18 protein-coding genes are annotated in these 18,240 nt (G+C 61.7%); 11 read left to right on the top strand and 7 right to left on the bottom strand.

The window, feature by feature from the left end:
- Nucleotides 1–158: 158 nt before the first annotated feature.
- Nucleotides 159–932: a response regulator gene (locus tag KVH01_RS01080; RefSeq protein ID WP_225923943.1), complete on the bottom strand. Its 774-nt coding sequence runs from the start codon at nucleotides 930–932 to the stop codon at nucleotides 159–161.
- A 464-nt stretch (nucleotides 933–1,396) separates the two neighbouring features.
- Here KVH01_RS01080 and KVH01_RS01075 point away from each other — a divergent pair, with 464 nt between their 5' ends.
- The 7 genes from KVH01_RS01075 to KVH01_RS01045 all read left to right on the top strand — a co-directional run bounded on the left by KVH01_RS01075 (nucleotide 1,397) and on the right by KVH01_RS01045 (nucleotide 8,488).
- Nucleotides 1,397–2,017: a DUF1120 domain-containing protein gene (locus KVH01_RS01075; RefSeq protein ID WP_043048606.1), complete on the top strand. Its 621-nt coding sequence runs from the start codon at nucleotides 1,397–1,399 to the stop codon at nucleotides 2,015–2,017.
- A gap of 36 nt (nucleotides 2,018–2,053) precedes the next feature.
- Complete coding sequence (locus KVH01_RS01070) at nucleotides 2,054–2,677, top strand: DUF1120 domain-containing protein (protein WP_217880154.1); 624 nt, start codon at nucleotides 2,054–2,056, stop codon at nucleotides 2,675–2,677.
- A 4-nt stretch (nucleotides 2,678–2,681) separates the two neighbouring features.
- On the top strand, nucleotides 2,682–3,395 hold the full coding sequence (locus tag KVH01_RS01065; RefSeq protein ID WP_404821998.1) for a DUF1120 domain-containing protein: 714 nt from the start codon (nucleotides 2,682–2,684) through the stop codon (nucleotides 3,393–3,395).
- A 30-nt stretch (nucleotides 3,396–3,425) separates the two neighbouring features.
- On the top strand, nucleotides 3,426–4,118 hold the full coding sequence (locus KVH01_RS01060) for a fimbria/pilus chaperone family protein (protein ID WP_043048603.1): 693 nt from the start codon (nucleotides 3,426–3,428) through the stop codon (nucleotides 4,116–4,118).
- Between the two features lie 117 nt (nucleotides 4,119–4,235).
- A complete protein-coding gene (locus tag KVH01_RS01055) occupies nucleotides 4,236–6,674 on the top strand; it encodes a fimbria/pilus outer membrane usher protein (protein WP_217880152.1) in 2,439 nt (812 codons plus the stop codon).
- An 11-nt stretch (nucleotides 6,675–6,685) separates the two neighbouring features.
- Nucleotides 6,686–7,825, top strand: a complete 1,140-nt coding sequence (locus KVH01_RS01050; protein WP_217880151.1) for a DUF1120 domain-containing protein — start codon at nucleotides 6,686–6,688, stop codon at nucleotides 7,823–7,825.
- 12 nt (nucleotides 7,826–7,837) lie between these two features.
- On the top strand, nucleotides 7,838–8,488 hold the full coding sequence (locus KVH01_RS01045) for a DUF1120 domain-containing protein (protein ID WP_217880150.1): 651 nt from the start codon (nucleotides 7,838–7,840) through the stop codon (nucleotides 8,486–8,488).
- Here KVH01_RS01045 and KVH01_RS01040 read toward each other — a convergent pair.
- The gene (locus tag KVH01_RS01040; RefSeq protein ID WP_124399437.1) at nucleotides 8,485–9,750 is read right to left on the bottom strand and encodes a CynX/NimT family MFS transporter; all 1,266 of its coding nucleotides are present in this window, start codon (nucleotides 9,748–9,750) and stop codon (nucleotides 8,485–8,487) included. The genes KVH01_RS01045 and KVH01_RS01040 overlap by 4 nt on opposite strands.
- Nucleotides 9,740–10,399 carry a FadR/GntR family transcriptional regulator gene (locus KVH01_RS01035; RefSeq protein WP_217880149.1) on the bottom strand — a complete coding sequence of 220 codons (660 nt, stop codon included), beginning with the start codon at nucleotides 10,397–10,399 and terminating at the stop codon, nucleotides 9,740–9,742. The genes KVH01_RS01040 and KVH01_RS01035 overlap by 11 nt, the downstream gene beginning before the upstream one ends.
- A 159-nt stretch (nucleotides 10,400–10,558) precedes the next feature.
- Here KVH01_RS01035 and KVH01_RS01030 point away from each other — a divergent pair, with 159 nt between their 5' ends.
- Both KVH01_RS01030 and KVH01_RS01025 read left to right on the top strand, forming a co-directional pair.
- A complete protein-coding gene (locus KVH01_RS01030; protein ID WP_217880148.1) occupies nucleotides 10,559–10,870 on the top strand; it encodes a type II toxin-antitoxin system MqsR family toxin in 312 nt (103 codons plus the stop codon).
- Nucleotides 10,867–11,361: a type II toxin-antitoxin system MqsA family antitoxin gene (locus tag KVH01_RS01025; protein ID WP_217880147.1), complete on the top strand. Its 495-nt coding sequence runs from the start codon at nucleotides 10,867–10,869 to the stop codon at nucleotides 11,359–11,361. Before KVH01_RS01030 ends, KVH01_RS01025 begins: the two co-directional genes overlap by 4 nt.
- 48 nt (nucleotides 11,362–11,409) lie before the next feature.
- Here the strand turns inward: KVH01_RS01025 and KVH01_RS01020 are convergent, their stop codons facing one another.
- From KVH01_RS01020 to KVH01_RS01005, 4 genes are all read right to left on the bottom strand, one after another.
- Nucleotides 11,410–12,174 (bottom strand): amino acid ABC transporter ATP-binding protein, encoded by a 765-nt coding sequence (locus tag KVH01_RS01020; RefSeq protein ID WP_003171943.1) that lies wholly within the window; start codon nucleotides 12,172–12,174, stop codon nucleotides 11,410–11,412.
- An 11-nt stretch (nucleotides 12,175–12,185) separates the two neighbouring features.
- Complete coding sequence (locus tag KVH01_RS01015; RefSeq protein ID WP_043048592.1) at nucleotides 12,186–13,283, bottom strand: amino acid ABC transporter permease; 1,098 nt, start codon at nucleotides 13,281–13,283, stop codon at nucleotides 12,186–12,188.
- Between the two features lie 10 nt (nucleotides 13,284–13,293).
- Nucleotides 13,294–14,475, bottom strand: a complete 1,182-nt coding sequence (locus tag KVH01_RS01010; RefSeq protein WP_217880146.1) for an amino acid ABC transporter permease — start codon at nucleotides 14,473–14,475, stop codon at nucleotides 13,294–13,296.
- 72 nt (nucleotides 14,476–14,547) lie between these two features.
- Nucleotides 14,548–15,579, bottom strand: coding sequence for an amino acid ABC transporter substrate-binding protein (locus KVH01_RS01005; RefSeq protein WP_005785045.1), 1,032 nt, complete (start codon nucleotides 15,577–15,579; stop codon nucleotides 14,548–14,550).
- A 345-nt stretch (nucleotides 15,580–15,924) separates the two neighbouring features.
- Between KVH01_RS01005 and KVH01_RS01000 the strand changes: the two genes are divergently transcribed.
- Nucleotides 15,925–16,581: an alpha/beta hydrolase gene (locus KVH01_RS01000; protein WP_043048587.1), complete on the top strand. Its 657-nt coding sequence runs from the start codon at nucleotides 15,925–15,927 to the stop codon at nucleotides 16,579–16,581.
- Nucleotides 16,582–16,676: 95 nt separating this feature from the next.
- Nucleotides 16,677–18,143: an ATP-dependent RNA helicase RhlB gene (rhlB, locus tag KVH01_RS00995; protein WP_124399430.1), complete on the top strand. Its 1,467-nt coding sequence runs from the start codon at nucleotides 16,677–16,679 to the stop codon at nucleotides 18,141–18,143.
- Nucleotides 18,144–18,240 lie beyond the last annotated feature (97 nt).

Raw genomic sequence — 18,240 nt, 5'->3', positions numbered from 1 at the left:
CGCAAAATAACCCTGCTGGCGATTGGTAACAACCGGTAACAGCAAGTGAAGTTCAGCTGCACCCCATGTTTTGAAGGGGGTAGTTTTGAACTTACAAAACAAAAGGAAAATTCTTACACCCCAAAGTCACTACAAAACCGTTCAATTTCGACAATTCGTCATAAACCACGCAAGTAGTCGAGATAAGCCGCCAGGTCGCTCTGGAAAAATTCCAACTTCCTCTGGTTGACTGCTACGCCATGGGCACGTACCTCGCTGATCAAGGCGCTGCCTCTGGACTCCAGCCCCGCGCCCCCCAAAAAGGCCAGGCTGCCCACGAGGCGATGCAAGCGCTCGGCGGTCAAGCTGGCATCCTGGGCATTCAGCGCATGCGTCAGCGCCTTGGTGTCTCGCTGCGCTTCCGTGAGCAGGCTGCGCAGCATCTGATCCACGACCCGCGGGCTGCCAAACAACTCGACCAGACTGTCACGGGTCGGCCAATCCAGCGCAGCAACGCCCGGCGGCTGGTTGCAAAGCGCTGCGGGCGCGCCCGGCAGCCAGTGCATCAGCATGTCACGCAACGACTCCAGGGCCAGCGGCTTGAGCAACCAGGCATCCATGCCGGCGTCGCGGCAACGTTGCGGGTCGTCGTGCACCAGGTTGCCGGTCAGCGCGATGATCGGCACCCGCTCACACCCCAGGTCCTGCTCGCGCTGGCGTATGGCACGCGCCAGGCTGTAACCATCCATGACCGGCATCTGGCAATCGCTGATCACCAGGTCAAAACGCCGGCACGCAATGGCCGCCATGGCACTGCTGCCATTTTCGACCAATTGGTGGCTCAGCCCGAGCTTGTCTAACTGCCAGCCCATCATTGCCCGGTAGGCGGAATGATCCTCCACCACTAACACACGATGATGCCGCCAATGTGCCGGTGTCGTAACCTGACGCATCAGTTGTTCTGCGCAGCGACATTGCTCGAAAGCACGCCCGCTTACCTCATCAGGTGCTCCTTTGCAGTACTACTTAGGTTCGGGCAGCACTGACGTAACAGTCAGGAACAACCATTCAAGGCACTGCCTGGCGCAGCGCTTAAAGCCATTCAAATAACTGTAATCGCACTGTCAAAATATCCTTTTGACCACACAGCTGACGATACAACAACTACGAAAAACAACTTTCTAGCCTAAATAACCTCGCCACCCCATCGCTCTACTCGCCTCTGGGCCAATGTCGTAAAAGTTGTATGTCCGCGCATACCGGCGATCACTAAATTGTGTGCACCCCGCCAGAGGGTAACGATCCGCCACATTTATCAGGGCGGCTATAAACCAGACCTGACAGCACTTGCCTTGCTGCAGTGGGTCGCCATGGGTCTGTTTTCGCCTGTTGGCCACACACCGGAACAACACATTCTATGAACAAGCATTTGGTTGCCCTTGGCAGCGTCCTGTTGATCACCTGTGCGCCGCCCGTCGTCGCGGCCAGCTCCCAAGACCTCACCGTCAGGGGGGTGATTACCCCCAGTGCCTGCGACACCCTGATTACCGGCGGCGGCGTGGTCGATTTCGGAAAAATGTCGGCCAGGGAACTCAACGCCGAGCAGTACACGCCTCTGCCTCGGCAAACCGTGCAATTGAGCGTGAACTGCGAAGGGCCGACGCTGTTCACCCTGAACACCATCGATAACCGGCCAGGCTCCAGCGCCAATCACCCACATTGGCACGGCCTGGGCATGACTTCAGAAGGCGAGAAGATTGGCGGCGCCGGCTTCAACCTGCATAACCCGCTGGCTGACAACCTACCCGCCCAGACCATCAATTCGAGCGATGGCGGCACGACCTGGCAGTTGGGCACCCAGCTCAACCCCACCGTATTGACGGCGGTGGCGATCAACAACGTGCCGGTGCCGGTAGCGGTGCGCCAGTTTCAGGCCAACCTCCGGCTCAACACCCATATCGCGCCCAGCGGCAGCCTGACGCTGCTCGACGAAGTGCCGGTGGACGGACACGCCACCGTACAACTCATGTACCTGTAACTGCCGTACACAGCCCCTATCGAAGGAACACGTCCCATGAACAAACTATTCGTTGGCGCATTGACCAGCGCAACGCTGCTGCTCGCCAGCACGACCACTTTCGCCGCCTCCACCGTGGACCTGACGGTCACGGGCCTGATCGTTCCCAGCGCCTGCACGCCGAGCCTGTCCAGTGGTGGGGTGATCGACCACGGCAAGATTTCCGCCAAGGATCTGAACCCCGACGGCACCACGATTATCGGTAACCACACCTTGACCATGTCGGTGACATGCGAGGGCCAGACCCTTATCGCGCTGCAATCGGAAGATAACCGCAGGGGCTCCTCGATCAGTAACACCGACTATGGCCTGGGCCTGATCAATGGCAACCAGAAGCTCGGCCACTACGTCCTGCGGATCGCCAACCCGCTCGCCGACGCCGTTGAAGTACAGTCCATCGCCTCTGTCAACGGCCAAGACAATTGGTACCTTGAAAGATTCTGGGACCCCACCCTGTACATGTCCGTGGCCGTCATGAGTGACGCCTCCCAACCCGTGCCGGTGCAGGACCTGCAGATGGACCTGGAGGTGCAAACCATCATCTACCGTACCGATGGCCTGGACCTGAGCAACGAAGTCCAGATCGACGGTTCCGCCACCCTGACTGTGATTTATCTCTGACCCGCTGAACGCCCATGCCCGCCTGGAAACCGGCCGTCATGGGCTTTTTTTCGTATCGGCCACCCTCATTCGAACCAGTGACCCTGCACCGATGAATACGCGCCCTCGCCTTTTTGCTGTCGTACTCACACTGACACTGACCGCCCCGGCGCTCGCGGCCTCGTTTGTCGACCTCACGGTGACCGGCCGGGTGACCCCGGACGCCTGTAATGTGGAACTGTCCGACAACGGCTCCGTCGATCATGGCCGCATCCCCGCCCACACCCTCAGCAGCGACGAATTCACCGTGCTGCCAGCCCAGTTGCTGGAGCTGACGGTACGCTGCAACCGGCCAATGCTGTTTGCCCTGGTGGGCATCGACAACCGTGCCGATTCATCCCTGGCACCGGACTATTTCTACGGCCTGGGCCGAAATATCCATGCCCCGCAGGAGCGCCTTGGCTCCGTAGCGCTGTCCTTGCGTAACCCGGTGGGCGACGCACAGACCATGCAGGTATTGGCCTCATACGACAGCGGCGAAACCTGGGCGACGGAGCCCAATGCCTATCCCAGGTCCTACATGGGGTTTGCCCTGCCCGGCGACCGTCAACCGGACTTCATCCGCCAGTTGAACGTCCAACTGCGGGTCGACACCTCGATCAACTTTTCGCAGTACCTGACCCTGGATCAGGAAGTGCCCCTCGACGGGTCCGTCGTCCTGGACTTGCGCTACCTCTGACCCACTCACTTACCTAATGGAAACTTTGTCATGACGTCGACACGCCTCACACTCGCGACCCTGGCCTTACTGTTGAGCTTCAATGCCCAGGCTGACGGCATGGTGCCCGACACCTCCGTGGTGATCATCCATGAAGCCGATGGCGAGGCGGCTGTCTCGGTCACCAACACCGACAGCAACCTGGCATTGCTGCACGTGACCTTGCAAGACATTCCCGAGGACACCGAGCCGCTGCTGGTGGTGACGCCGCCGTTGTCCCGGGTGGAAAGCGGCAAGTCGCAACTGGTGCGCTTCATCCTGCAGAACCAGGCACCGCTGCGCGCCCAGCGTCTCAAACGCGTGATATTCGAAGGCATGCCCCAGGGCCGGGCAGCCACCGAAGCCGGACATGCCCGGGTTGGCGTGACCGTGCGCCAGAACCTGCCGGTGATCGTGCACCCCAAGGGCCTGGCGATCAATCGCACGCCCTGGACCGACCTGACCTGGACCCTGCGCAACGGCACATTGCAGGTGCGCAACGATACGCCGTATGTGGTGCGCCTGGCGCAGGAGCTGCGCCTGCTGCCCGGTGATGGTCAGGCGACCCTGCCGCGCACCTATGTGCTGCCCGGAGAAACCCTGAGCGTGCCGGCTACCGGCGGGCCAGCCACGCAGGTGCGGCTGCAGCCGGCCACGGTGTATGGCTTTGCGGTCGCCGCCTACGACGCGCCCATAACCCTTTGAAACCCACAGGCGCCAGGTAGGCGCCTGCATAACGAGTAACGGCTCATCGACCGTTACCAGGACGCCGCCAACGTAGCCAGGGCCGGCACAGGGCGTCCACCAGATTGAGTGCCTTTCGTGAAAACAGTCCTGAGTTACCGTGACGGCGAAGCCGTGCCCGCTGCATCTGTCCGTCAACCGTTGGCGACCCTGGTATTGCTGTGCGCACTGGTGCCGGCCAAGGCGTGGTCCGAGGTGGCGCCACGGCCCGGCTTCGACGCCCAGACCCTGCACCAGCGTGGCATCGACCCACAACTGGCGAGCCTGCTGTTGGACGCGCCGCGCTTCACTGCCGGCCGGCATACGGTCACCCTGCGGGTCAACGGCCAGCGTCGTGGCCGCCTGGAAGCGGCTTTCGATCAACAGGGCCAGCTGTGTTTTGATCGCGCCCTGCTGGACGCTGCCCACCTGTTGACGCCCAACGACAGCGGCCCGTGCCACGACTTTCTTGGGCAGTACCCGCAAAGCCTGGTGGAGCCGGATCCAGCCACACTCTCGGTAGCCCTGGTGGTGCCCACCGAAGCCTTGCGCCCGACGCCCCAAGATGTCTCGGGGTATGAAACCGGTGGTTTCGCCGGACTGCTCAACTACGACCTCAGTGGTTTCTATAACCGGTACGGCGATGACGCCAGCCGGTTCGGCTCGGCCAATACTGAAATCGGGTTCAATGCCGGCGACTGGATCGTGCGCAGCCGCCAGGTTCAGACCTGGCAGGATGGTCTGTCGCGCAGCACCCATCTGGAAGCCTATGCCCAGCGGACCTTCTCCAGCCACCAGGCGGTGCTGCAGGCCGGGCAGATCAACCTCTATAACCCGGTGCTGGCTGGCGCGCAGATCAACGGGGTGCAGGTGCTCACCGAGCAAGCGCTGCAGGAGCAAGGCCAGGGCGCGGTGATCGAAGGAATCGCCAACAGCCCGGCGCAGGTCGAGGTACGCCAGAACGGTGCGTTGATCCATTCCACGGTAGTGCCGGCCGGGCCATTTGCCCTGAGCGATGTGCGTCGCCTCAACACCCGTTCGGATGTGGAGGTCACGGTCAAGGAAAGCGTCGGTGGTGAACGCCGCTTCACCGTGCCGGCGGCGATGCTGGGCCTCGGTTTGCCTGCGCCGGGCTATTCCCTGGCGGCAGGCCGCGTACGCAATATCGGCGATGCCCAGGGCACCGATCCCTGGGTGGTCAGCGCCGGCTGGACCGGCCCCGTGCACCCGCAACTGAGCGTCGGCGGCGGTGTGACGGTGGCCGACAACTATCGTGCCAGCGGCGTCAGCCTGAGCTGGTTGCCGTGGCTGGACAGCCAAGTGCAACTGACCAGCCAGGTATCGGATGCCAGCGGCTGGGAACAGGTGTCTGGAGTGCAAACCGACCTGTCCTGGTCACAGCGCCTGAATGAGCGGTGGTCGTTCAGTGCCGCCAACTCCTGGCGCAGCCCAGGCTATCGCGAGCTGGAAGAAAGCACCTATCGCCAGGTCACCAGCGAGCACAGCAGTTCGCGTTACCGCGACCAGCAAAGCGCCACCCTGGGCTGGTCCCACCCCTGGCTCGGCGCCTTCAGTGCCGGGGTGTCCCGCTCGGCCAGCTTCGACGGACGCAGCAGCAGTCGGGCGCTGGCGTCCTGGGGCACCAGCGTCGGCGGCGTCTCGCTGTCTGCCAGCGCCGAATGGCAGATGGGCGGGCAGGATCAACAGGACAATGCCGTTTACCTGAATATCAGCCTGCCCCTGGGCGACAATCGCCGGGTGCGCGCCTGGGCACGCAATTCCGGCGGCGAACATCGCACCGGCGTCGGCATGAACGACCAGCTCGACGATCAATTGAGCTATCGCGTCAGCGCCGAGCACGACACCCGCGACAACCAAGTGGAAACCACCCTGGGCCTCTCCGCCCTGCCGCGCTACACACAGCTCGACTTGAGCTACAGCCGCTCCGATGCAGAGCGTTCCAGCTACCAGGGCGGCGCACGCGGCGGCGTAGTGCTGCATGGCGACGGAGTGACATTCTCGCCCTACCCGGTGCGCGACACCTTCGCCCTGCTCTCGGTGGGTGAGATGAGCGGGATCAAGGTCAGCACCCCCAGTGGGCCGGTATGGACCGACTGGCAAGGCCAGGCGGTAGTGCCCCAGGTCGCCGCCTATGGCCGTAGCCCGGTGGAGGTCCAGACTCGTTCGCTGCCGCGCAACGCCGATATCAGCAACGGCCTGGCGGTGATCGCCGCAGGCCGCGGCGCGGTGGACCGGGTCGAGTTCGGCGTAGGCCTGACGCGTCGCGCATTGCTCACCGTCAGCACCGATGGGGGCGCGCCCTTGCCAAGGGGCGCCTCGGTCAGCACCGCAGAGGGTGAATTCGTCACCCTGGTGCAGGACTCCAGCCAAGTGTTCCTGCCCAATGTGCTGGAGCAGCCGACGCTGTGGGTCACTTTGCCGGGCGGCAGCCGCTGTGTGTTGCGCTTCGAGTTGCCGGAGAAAGCCGACCCGTCGGTGTATTTCGAAACCGCCCCTGCCCGATGCCAAACGCCATGAGGATCACCGTGATGTCCCGTATGACTTTCCTGCGCCCTATCAGCCTGTGGCTACTGCTCGGCCTGGCCGGCAAGGCCGTGGCTGCGGATGAATGCCAACTCACGCTCAGCGAATCGCTGCTCGATTTCGGCTTGATGAGCCGTATCGCCCAGAACGACAGTGCGCCACAACGCCTGCTCGGCGAACGGCGCCTGAGCCTGACTTTCAATTGCCCCCAGCCCCAAGACCTGAGCCTGTTCTACCGCGCCCTGGCCGCCGATGCGCAGCAACTGCGCTTTACCGAGCATGGGCACTACCAGATTGAAGCCAGCAACGGCGTGGTCGATGGCAAGGCGGTGGAACTGGGCCTGCTCGCCGCCCCTGGGCAACCGCCGCTGAGCAACGCCAGCATGCAGGACTGGCGCGCCGGCCATGGCATCGCACCGACCTTGCAGGGCAGCGTGGTCACAGGCAGCACCCTGTCTCTGCAACTGACGTTGCGCGCCTGGGCCGATAGTGCCGCCACCCGGGTGCGAGACGCCACCACCTGGGAAGTGTCCGGGACGTTTTACTCTCCATTGCAGGGGCGCTATCGCGAACTGACCTTGCGCGCACACTTTGCCCCGGCCGCCTGCCAACCGTCGCTGTCTGACCATGGCGTGGTGAATTACGGCATCCTGCCGGCAAAAAGCCTGAACGCCACCACCGAAACCCCAATGCCCCTGCGCACCCTGGGCTTTGCCGTCAGTTGCGATGCGCCGACCCCATTCGCCCTGCGCATGCTTGACAACCGCGAAGGCTCGGCCACTGGGGGGCTCGACGAGACTGCCTACGGCCTGGACCTGGATGCCAGTCGCAATAAAATCGGTGTGTATTTCGTCACGGTCGACCCGGCGGAATTCACCGCGGATGCCTTCACGTCACTGTATCGGACTGACTCCACCAGCAACGGCATAGCCTGGAGCAGCTCCAGCCAGCGCCAGATCCCCATGGCCGCCAACAGTATCCTAGCGTTCACCGACAAGCTCGGCAGCACCGCAGGGCCGGTCGCCCTCCAGAACCTGAGCGGCACCGTACGCATCAAGACCTACCTGGCCCCCACCCAATCGCTGGACCTTAGTGAAGTGGTGCGTATCAACGGCTCCGGCACTATCGAAATCATCTACTTTTAAGGAGTACGCCTGATGAATATCCTCGGCACCGCGCTACCCGTCCTGCTGCTTGCACTGGCCGGGGCGCCAGCCCAAGCCGCCTCCAGCATCGACCTGAGTGTCCTGGGCCGCATCATTCCCACGGCCTGCACGCCACTGCTATCCGCAGGCGGAGTAGTCGACTACGGCAAGATCTCCCACCAGGACCTGAACCTGGAGCAAGGTACGCGCCTGCCCGTCAAGACCCTGCAAATCAGCATCGACTGCAATGCGCCCAGCCGCTATGCCCTGCGCATGCGCGACAATCGCGACGGCTCGGCCACGGTCAACAGTGAGATTTACTACGGGCTGGGCTTCGACCACAGCGGCAACCGGCTCGGCCTTTACTCCATGAGTTTCGATCCCAGGCAAACCCAGGCGGACACCAGCGCGTCGATCTACGGCACCGAATCGACCACTGGCGGCGTGGCCTGGCGCACCGCCAACCTCAACCCGATCGACATCGGCGCCAATAGTTACCTGGGCTTTACCGACACCGAAGGCAGCGTCGCCGGGCCCTCGGCGATCGGCACGCTGACCGGCATCGTGAGTGTCCACACGGTGATCAATGCCCGTCGCAACCTGGACCTGAGCGTCGACACACCGCTGGATGGCTCGGCCACGCTGGAAGTGGTTTACCTCTAGACCTTCTCGCTGGTGACCTGCACATAGCGCGTCCGGCCGGCCCCCAGGCCCGCGACGATCGCGCCCAGGCCGATCACGGCGAAGATCCAGCCGGTGGCGCCCCAGCCACCCGTCCAGTCATGCACCAGGCCGACCGCGAATGGGCCCATGGAGGCCAGGGTGTAGCCGAAGCCCTGGGCCATGCTCGACAGGTTGGCCGCGACGTGGGAATCGCGCGAGCGCAGCACGATCAAGGTCAACGCCAGGCTGAAGGTGCCGCCCTGCCCCAGGCCAAGCAGAATCGCCCAGCCCCACAGGCCATCCAAGGGCGCATAGAGACAACCGAACAGGCCAGCCAGGGTCAGCAGCATCACCACCACAATGGCCAGGCGCTGGTCTTGGCCACGGGTGGCCAGCCAGGGCGCGGCGAGCGAACTGAACAACTGCACGATGATCGAGCCGGACAGCGCCAACCCGGCCTCAGTTGCACTCAAGCCGCGCCCGATCAGGATCGACGGCAGCCAGCCAAACACGATGTAGGCCAGGGAGGATTGCAGGCCCATGTACAAGGTGACCTGCCAGGCCAGCGGATCGCGCAGCAGTCCTTTGACCCGATAAGCAACCTGATGCGCACCGTGTTTCGACCCGACCTGGGGCAACCAGAACAATGCCGCCAGCAGCGCCGGCAGGATCCAGAAGCCCAGGCCGATGTTCCAGCTGTCGCCGAAGTAATGGCTCAACGGCACCGTAGCCCCCGCCGCCAACGCGGCGCCCAGGCACAGGGCCATGGTGTAGACGCCGGTCATGGTGCCGGCGTGCCTGGCAAAGTCGCGCTTGACGATCCCTGGCAACAACACGCCGATGATGCCGATACTCGCGCCGGCGATCAGGCTGCCGGCGAACAGGCCAACCTCTCCCAGCGCGCTGCGCAGAATGATGCCGGCAGCCAGTGTCAGCAGAATGCCCAGCACCACGCGCTCAGCACCAAAGCGCCGCGCCAGCACCGGCGCCAACGGCGCGAACAGGCCCAGGCACAGCACCGGCAAGGTGGTCAGCAACCCGGCCTTGGCCGCCGACAACCCCAGGCTCGCGGACACCTCGCTGAGCAGCGGCGCCATACTCGACAGCGCCGGGCGCAGGTTCAGCGCCACCAGGATCAGGCCCAGCAGCAACAGCCACGGGCGGGTGACGAGCGGCGATGTGTGTTGCACCACCTCGTCATCGGCTTCGGCGTCGATCAACAGCTCTTCGAGTTCAGTCTTGCGTTGGGTTTCAGGGTTCATTGATCAACTGCCGGCAGAGGGATTTGGCGCGTTCGGGGTCTTGATGTTCCACCGCGTCGATCAAGGCGCTGTGCAGGTCGAACACGGCCTGACGACGTGGTGAGATGTTCAAGGTCTGGCGCAACTGCGCGCCGACGATGGCGGAAAAGTAGTGGTACAGCTCGCTCAACGCCGGGTTATGTGCGGCGTCTACCAACCGACGGTGGAACACTAGATCGGCGTTGATGTAAGCCTCCAGGTCACCGTGATACAGCTTGGCACTGGCCTGGAGCGCCTGGCGCAACGCGTCGAGGTCTTCATCGGTGCGCCGCACTGCGGCGAGGCCGATAGCCTCCACCTCCAGGATCTGCCGCGTCTCCTGCGCCTGCTCCAGGGAGCAATGGGACAGCGCACGCATTGTGCCCAACGGATCGGTCATCGAGCGCAAATAGCTGCCGTCACCCTGGCGGATTTCGATCAGGCCAGAGAACGCCAATACACGCATGGCCTCGCGCACGGTATTGCGGCTGATGCCCAGCTCGGCAGACAACTCCGGCTCGGTAGGCAGGCGTTCGCCGATGGCCCACACGCCTTGGGCAATACGCAGGCGCAGTTGCTCCAAGGCCTGGTCGACCAGGGAACGTTTGATCAGTGGAGCGATATCTGTCATGGATTTTGCACTTTCGTCCAATCATAGGATGAATTTTCCTACAGGCTATTCGGAGTCGCCTACAAAGGCAACGCACTAGGGTTCTTAGGCAGGAAAAGGAGCAGTATTTTCGATTGGTAAAATTCCCCTTAGAGGGTAATTATTGGACTCAGGTGTCTTATGGAAAAGTACACACCTCATTACGATTTGGCGGTGATTAAGGCGGATGTGAGGCGGCTTGGAAGGAAAGCATTTCCCCAGTCAGCACAACGATGCGGCTGGGACCTGTGCTTTAGCCTTGAGGAAATGCAAGAGGTCATCTATGAGTTGCAAAACTGGATGTTGTACAAGTCGATGACCACTTATGGAGACCATCGAGTCTGGCAGGACGTGTACCACACTCATTCGAAAGGCAGGGAGATTTACATCAAGGTCACTTACTGCACAGACGGTAGGCCTCCGGTAATCTCCTTCAAGGAGAAACACCCATGAAAAAAACCGAGCTGTGCTACATCTGTGGCGCCCCTGATGCATTGAGCTATTTCGAGGGCCGCAGCGAAACCATAAGCGTCAAAGGCATGGAGCGTCGAGTCGACAATCTTGCAGGCTGGAAATGCAAGGTATGCGGCGACGGCTTTTGGGACCCCGATACCGATAGTGCAGATCGCTATGGCGAAGCGGGTGACGAGCTAGTCCTCGCCGCTCGAAAAATGATCGGCGCCGAGATGAAGCGCATCCGCCGAAAACTGCACCTTACGCAAAAGGAAGCCGTGGATTTGCTGTCCGGTGGCGGCCACAACGCATTCTCCCGGTACGAACGCGGCGAAGTTTCAGCCCCCAAACCCTTGGTGCTGCTGATGCGATTCTTGGATCGCCACCCGCACCTGCTTGCGGACGCGAAAGCCCTGGCGGAAGGCGCTGATATGCGCGGCGCCTTCACCTACACCGTGAACAACGACACTGAAGCACTCAAAGCGTCCTAACCCCAAAAATAAACCCGGCCAGGCCGGGTTTGTTTTTTCAAACACCGATCAATGCAAAATCTGGCTCAAGAACAACTTGGTCCGATCATTCTGCGGGTTGTCAAAGAAGTCATTCGGCGCCGCCTGTTCCACGATCTCGCCCTTGTCCATGAAGATCACACGGTTGGCCACGGTACGCGCAAAACCCATTTCGTGGGTCACGCACAACATGGTCATGCCGTCTTCGGCCAGGCCGATCATGGTGTCCAATACCTCCTTGACCATTTCCGGGTCCAGCGCCGAGGTCGGTTCATCGAACAGCATGATTTTCGGCTTCATGCACAAGGCACGGGCAATCGCCACACGTTGTTGCTGGCCGCCGGACAGTTGCCCAGGGAACTTGTGCGCCTGCTCCGGGATGCGCACGCGCTCCAGGTAATGCATGGCGATTTCCTCGGCCTTGCGCTTGGGCATTTTGCGCACCCACATCGGCGCCAGCGTGCAGTTCTGCAGGATGGTCAAGTGCGGGAACAGGTTGAAGTGCTGGAACACCATGCCGACTTCACGGCGGATCGCTTCGATTTGCTTGAGGTCGTTGGTCAACTCCACGCCATCGACCACGATGCGGCCCTGCTGGTGCTCTTCCAAACGGTTGAGGCAGCGGATGGTGGTGGACTTGCCCGAACCCGACGGCCCACACAGCACGATGCGCTCGCCTTGCTTGACGTTGAGGTTGATGTCTTTCAACACGTGGAACTGGCCGTACCACTTGTTGACGCCCTGCATCTGGATAATGCCCTCAGGGCTCACAGGCTGCTTGATTGCTTCGCTCATAAAAACCACTCCTAACGCTTGTGGCCGGTGTCGAGCTTGCGTTCCAGGTGCATGGAATAGCGCGACATGCCAAAACAGAAAATCCAGAACACCAGGGCGGCGAACACGTAGCCTTCGGTGGCCATGCCCAGCCATTTGGGGTCGGCGGCGGCTTGCTTGACGCTGTTGAGCAGGTCGAACAGGCCGATGATGATCACAAGGCTGGTGTCCTTGAACAGTGCGATGAAGGTATTGACGATCCCCGGGATCACCATCTTCAGGGCTTGCGGCAGAATCACCAGGCCCATGCTGCGCCAATAACCCAGGCCCATCGCTGCGGCGGCTTCGTACTGCCCCTTGGGAATCGCCTGCAAGCCACCACGCACCACTTCGGCCACATAGGCCGACTGGAACAGGATCACACCGATCAGCGCCCGCAGCAGCTTGTCGAAGTTCATGCCTTCGGGCAGGAACAACGGCAACATCACCGAGGACATGAACAGTACGGTGATCAACGGCACGCCGCGCCAGAACTCAATGAAGGTCACGCAGACCACACGGATCGCCGGCATGTTCGAGCGCCGGCCCAACGCCAGCACAATGCCCAGTGGCAAGGCGCCAGCGATGCCGACCGTGGCGATCACCAGAGTCAGCATCAGGCCGCCCCATTGGCTGGTCGCCACGTTGGTCAGGCCGAAGACGCCGCCGTGCAGCAGGAAGTAGGCGATGATCGGGTACAGCACCAGGAAGCCCAGGCCGTAGATCGCCTTGCGTTGGAAACGCGAGATGAACAACGGTGCCACGCCGACAATGGCCAGCCACACCGTCAGGTCCACGCGCCAGCGCAGTTCGCCAGGATAGTAGCCGTACATGAATTGTCCGAAGCGTTGCTGGATGAACACCCAGCAAGCGCCCTCTTTCGTGCAATCGGCGCGGGTAGTGCCAACCCAGTTGGCGTCGAGAATGGCCCAATGCAGAATCGGCGGCACCACCAGGTACACCAGGTAGATCGCCAGCAGGGTCAGCAGGGTGTTGAGCCAGCTTGAGAACAAGTTGGCGCGCATCCACGCCACCGGCCCGAAGACTTTGCTCGGCGGTGGCATATCAGGTTTGAACGTATGCGTCGTCATGGGCGTTTCCTCACCGCTCGATCAGCGCAATGCGCTTGTTGTACCAGTTCATCAGCAGGGAAATGCTGATGCTGATCGCCAGGTATACGCTCATGGTGATGGCAATGACCTCGATGGCCTGCCCGGTCTGGTTGAGCACCGTGCCGGCAAACAGCGAAACCATTTCCGGGTAACCGATACCGGCGGCCAGGGACGAGTTTTTCGCCAGGTTCAGGTATTGGCTGGTCAGTGGCGGGATGATCACGCGCAGCGCCTGCGGGATGATGACCTTGCGCAGCGTTGGCCCCGGGCGCAGGCCCAGAGAACGCGCGGCTTCGGTCTGGCCGTGGCTCACGGACTTGATCCCCGAACGCACGATCTCGGCGATAAACGCCGCTGTGTACACCGTCAGCGCCAGGGTCAACGCCAGCAGTTCAGGGATTAATACCCAGCCTCCGACGAAGTTGAAGCCTGCAAGCCGGGGCATCTCCCAGTGCAACGGCGCGCCGCAGATCAACGCACACAACGCCGGAATCACGATGAGCAGCGCCAGGCCGGCCCAGAATTTATGGAAAGGTACGCCAGTGGCTTCAAAGCGCCTGTTGGCCCAGCGGGTCATCAGCACGATGGCGGCAATGGCGATCACCAGGCTGGCGACAAATGGCCAGAACCCGTCGGCCGCCAGGGCTGCCGGCATGTTCAGACCGCGACTGCTGACGAAGAAGGTGTCACCGAAGTTATGGCTGTTGCGCGGCCCTGGCATGGTCAGGAACACCGCGAAATACCAGAACAGGATTTGCAGCAACGGCGGGATATTGCGGAAGACTTCTACGTAGACCGTCGCCAGCTTGCTGATCATCCAGTTGGGCGACAACCTCGCCACGCCGATGATGAAGCCCAGCAGGGTCGCCAGCACCACGCCGATCACAGTCACCAGCAAGGTATTGAGCAAGCCGATCACAAACACCCGGGCATAGCTGTCCGATTCGGTGTAGTCGATCAAATGCTGTGCGATGCCGAAGCCGGCACTGCGTTCAAGAAAGTCGAAACCCGAGGTGATGCCTCGGTGTTGCAGGTTGGTCTGGGTGTTATGGAACAGGTACCAGCCCAGCGAGACCACCGCCACGATTGTGATGATCTGGAATAGCCACGCGCGCACTTTGGGATCGCTGAAGCTGAGCTTCTGCTTGGGTGCGCCGATTTGATTTTGCATGAAGTGCCCCGCAAAGAATGGAACAGAACATCACCCGGCGGTTGGCCCACCGGGTGATAGAACCATCAGCGATCAGCGCACAGGGGGTGCGTATTGGATGCCGCCGTTGTTCCACAGCGCGTTCAGGCCACGGTCGATTTCCAGTGGCGTGCTCTTGCCCAGGTTGCGCTCGAACATTTCGCCGTAGTTGCCCACCTGCTTGACGATCTGTACGACCCAGTCCTTCTTCACTTTCAGGTCTTTGCCGTATTCGCCGTCGGCACCGAGCAGACGTGCGACGTCGGGGTTCTTGGTCGACTTGGCTTCAGCTTCAACGTTCTTGGAGGTCACACCGGCTTCTTCGGCGTTGAGCATGGCGTAGCCCACCCAGCGCACGATGGCCAGCCACTCGTCGTCACCGTTACGCACGACCGGGCCCAACGGCTCCTTGGAAATGGTTTCCGGCAGCACCACGTAGTCTTTCGGCGCGGCCAGCTTGCTGCGCTGGGCAAACAGTTGCGACTTGTCGGACGTCAGCACGTCGCAACGCCCGGATTCCAGCGACTTGGCGCTTTCATCGGAGGTGTCGAAGGTAATGGGGGTGTACTTGAGGTTATTGGCGCGGAAGTAGTCCGAAACGTTCAGCTCCGTGGTGGTACCGGCCTGGATGCAGATGGTTGCACCGTCCAGCTCCTTGGCGCTCTTGACGCCCAGCTTGTTGTTGACCAAAAAGCCGATGCCGTCGTAGTAGGTAATGAAGCCTGGGAATTTCAGGCCCATGCCCGCATCGCGAGAGCTGGTCATGGTGGTGTTGCGCGACAGGATGTCGACTTCGCCCGATTGCAGCGCGGTGAAACGCTCCTTGGCATTCAACTGGCTGAACTTGACCTTGGTGGCGTCACCGAAGACCGCAGCGGCCACGGCGCGGCAGTAGTCGGCATCGATACCGAGGATCTTGCCACTGGCATCCGGCACCGAGAAGCCCGGCAGGCCATCACTTACGCCGCATTGCACAAAGCCTTTCTTCTGCACGGCATCCAGGGTGGCGCCCGCCTGGGCAAACCCGCTGACACCCAATACAGCCGCCGCAGTGACGATGGCCAGGGTGGATTTCAATACCTTCATTCAAACCTCCAGTTGCTCTTGTTGTGTCCAAGCTCCAACCCCAGCGCACCCTTATGAGGCGATATCGACCCGTGTTGGCTTTTTTTGGGGTCAAGCGGCATGAGGTTTTCGCGATCATTCCAGCGGCTATCCTCTGAACGGCGGTCACTGATAGTGTTACCGTCCCGGGAGAGTTCTGACATCGACCTACACATAGCAAGGCGCGTACCAGAGTGCCGACCAAGGGGTTGCAACCCTGGGTTAATGGCAAAAGATTCACCCTTGCGACATTCTCTTAACAGATCAACCTGTCGCGCACCGTTCCGACGCCCCCAATCGGAGCGCGCGCACATATATGGAGCAGACATGACCGAACCCTTGATTCTTCAGCCCGCCAAGCCCGCAGACGCCTGCGTTATCTGGTTGCATGGCCTGGGTGCCGATCGCTACGACTTCCTGCCGGTGGCCGAGGCGCTGCAGGAAAGCCTGCTGACCACACGCTTCGTTTTGCCCCAGGCGCCGACGCGCCCGGTGACCATCAACGGCGGCTATGAGATGCCGAGCTGGTACGACATCAAGGCCATGAGCCCGGCGCGTTCGATCAGCCTGGAAGAACTGGAAGTCTCGGCGAAAATGCTCACGGATTTGATCGAGGCTCAGAAGAGAACCGGGATAGACGCCTCGCGAATTTTCCTCGCGGGTTTTTCCCAAGGCGGCGCGGTGGTTTTCCACACCGCATTCTTAAATTGGGAGGGGCCACTGGGTGGCGTTATCGCCCTCTCCACCTACGCGCCAACCTTTGATAATGAGCTGGAATTATCCGCCAGCCAGCAGCGCATTCCGACGCTGTGCCTGCATGGCCAGTACGATGATGTAGTGCAGAACGCCATGGGCCGCAGCGCCTATGAGCATTTGAAGGGCCGTGGTGTCACCGTGACATGGCAGGAATACCCAATGGGCCACGAAGTGTTACCCGAAGAGATACGCGACATCGGCACCTGGCTGGCTGAACGCCTGCGCTGAAACCTGCATTTATGTAGCCGTATGACAGACGCACTACGCCGCGCCCGATTCTTGCATTACACTGGCCGGCGTATATTCCTTAACCAATTAATGAGATGACCGTGCTCAAAGCACTCAAGAAGATGTTCGGCAAAAGCGCGGCTGAGCCGCTCGCGCCTGTTCCCAGTGCTCCTGCCCCCAAGCCCGGCAACCGCAATGACGGTCAACAGCCTGGCCGGACCGCGCCCGCCGCCGCACCGAAACAACCCTCGGTGACGCCGCCTGAACAGGCCCAGCCTGCCGAGGTCGCTGCGGCGCCCGCGGCCAAACCACGTCGCGAACGCGCGCCCAAGCCGCCGGTGACCCCGTGGAAACTCGAAGACTTCGTCGTCGAGCCCCAGGAAGGCAAGACCCGCTTCCACGACTTCAAGCTGGCCCCGGAACTGATGCACGCCATCCAGGACCTGGGCTTCCCGTACTGCACACCGATCCAGGCGCAGGTGCTGGGCTTCACCCTGGCAGGCAAAGACGCCATCGGCCGCGCCCAGACCGGTACCGGCAAGACCGCCGCATTCCTGATCTCGATCATCACCCAGCTGCTGCAGACGCCACCGCCGAAAGAGCGCTACATGGGTGAGCCGCGCGCCCTGATCATCGCACCGACCCGGGAGCTGGTGGTGCAGATCGCCAAGGACGCCGCCGACCTGACCAAGTACACCGGCCTCAACGTAATGACCTTCGTCGGCGGCATGGACTTCGACAAACAGCTCAAGCACCTCGAAGCCCGCCACTGCGACATTCTGGTCGCCACCCCGGGCCGCCTGCTGGACTTCAACCAGCGCGGCGACGTGCACCTGGACATGGTCGAAGTGATGGTGCTGGACGAAGCCGACCGCATGCTCGACATGGGCTTTATCCCGCAAGTACGCCAGATCATCCGCCAGACCCCGCCCAAAGCCGAGCGCCAGACCCTGCTGTTCTCCGCGACCTTCACCGAAGACGTGATGAACCTCGCCAAGCAGTGGACCACCGACCCGTCCATCGTCGAGATCGAGGCACTGAACGTCGCCAGCGAAAACGTCGAGCAACATATCTACGCCGTAGCCGGTGCCGATAAGTACAAGCTGCTCTACAACCTGGTCAATGACAACGGCTGGGAGCGCGTGATGGTGTTCGCCAACCGCAAGGACGAGGTGCGCCGCATCGAAGAACGTCTGGTGCGCGACGGCGTCAACGCTGCGCAACTGTCGGGCGACGTGCCACAGCACAAGCGTATCAAGACCCTGGAAGGCTTTCGCGAAGGCAAGATCCGCGTGCTGGTAGCCACCGACGTGGCCGGGCGCGGCATTCACATCGACGGCATCAGCCACGTGATCAACTTCACCCTGCCGGAAGTGCCGGACGACTACGTGCACCGCATCGGCCGTACCGGGCGCGCCGGGGCTGCGGGTGTGTCGATCAGCTTTGCCGGGGAAGATGACTCCTACCAGTTGCCATCGATCGAAGCCCTGCTGGGACGCAAGATCAGTTGCGAGACGCCGCCGACGCACCTGTTGCGGGCAGTGGAGCGCAAGCGCCCCTAAGCTGAAATACGCTCAAAATGTGGGAGGGGCTTGCTCCCGATTGCGGTGTGTCAGTCAACAAAGATATCGACTAATCCACCCCAATCGGGAGCACCTC

Origin of the sequence: Pseudomonas khavaziana, from assembly GCF_019145205.1 — a bacterium.
Taxonomy (GTDB): Bacteria; Pseudomonadota; Gammaproteobacteria; order Pseudomonadales; family Pseudomonadaceae; genus Aquipseudomonas; species Aquipseudomonas khavaziana.
This window is presented reverse-complemented; position numbering and strand designations above follow the sequence as displayed.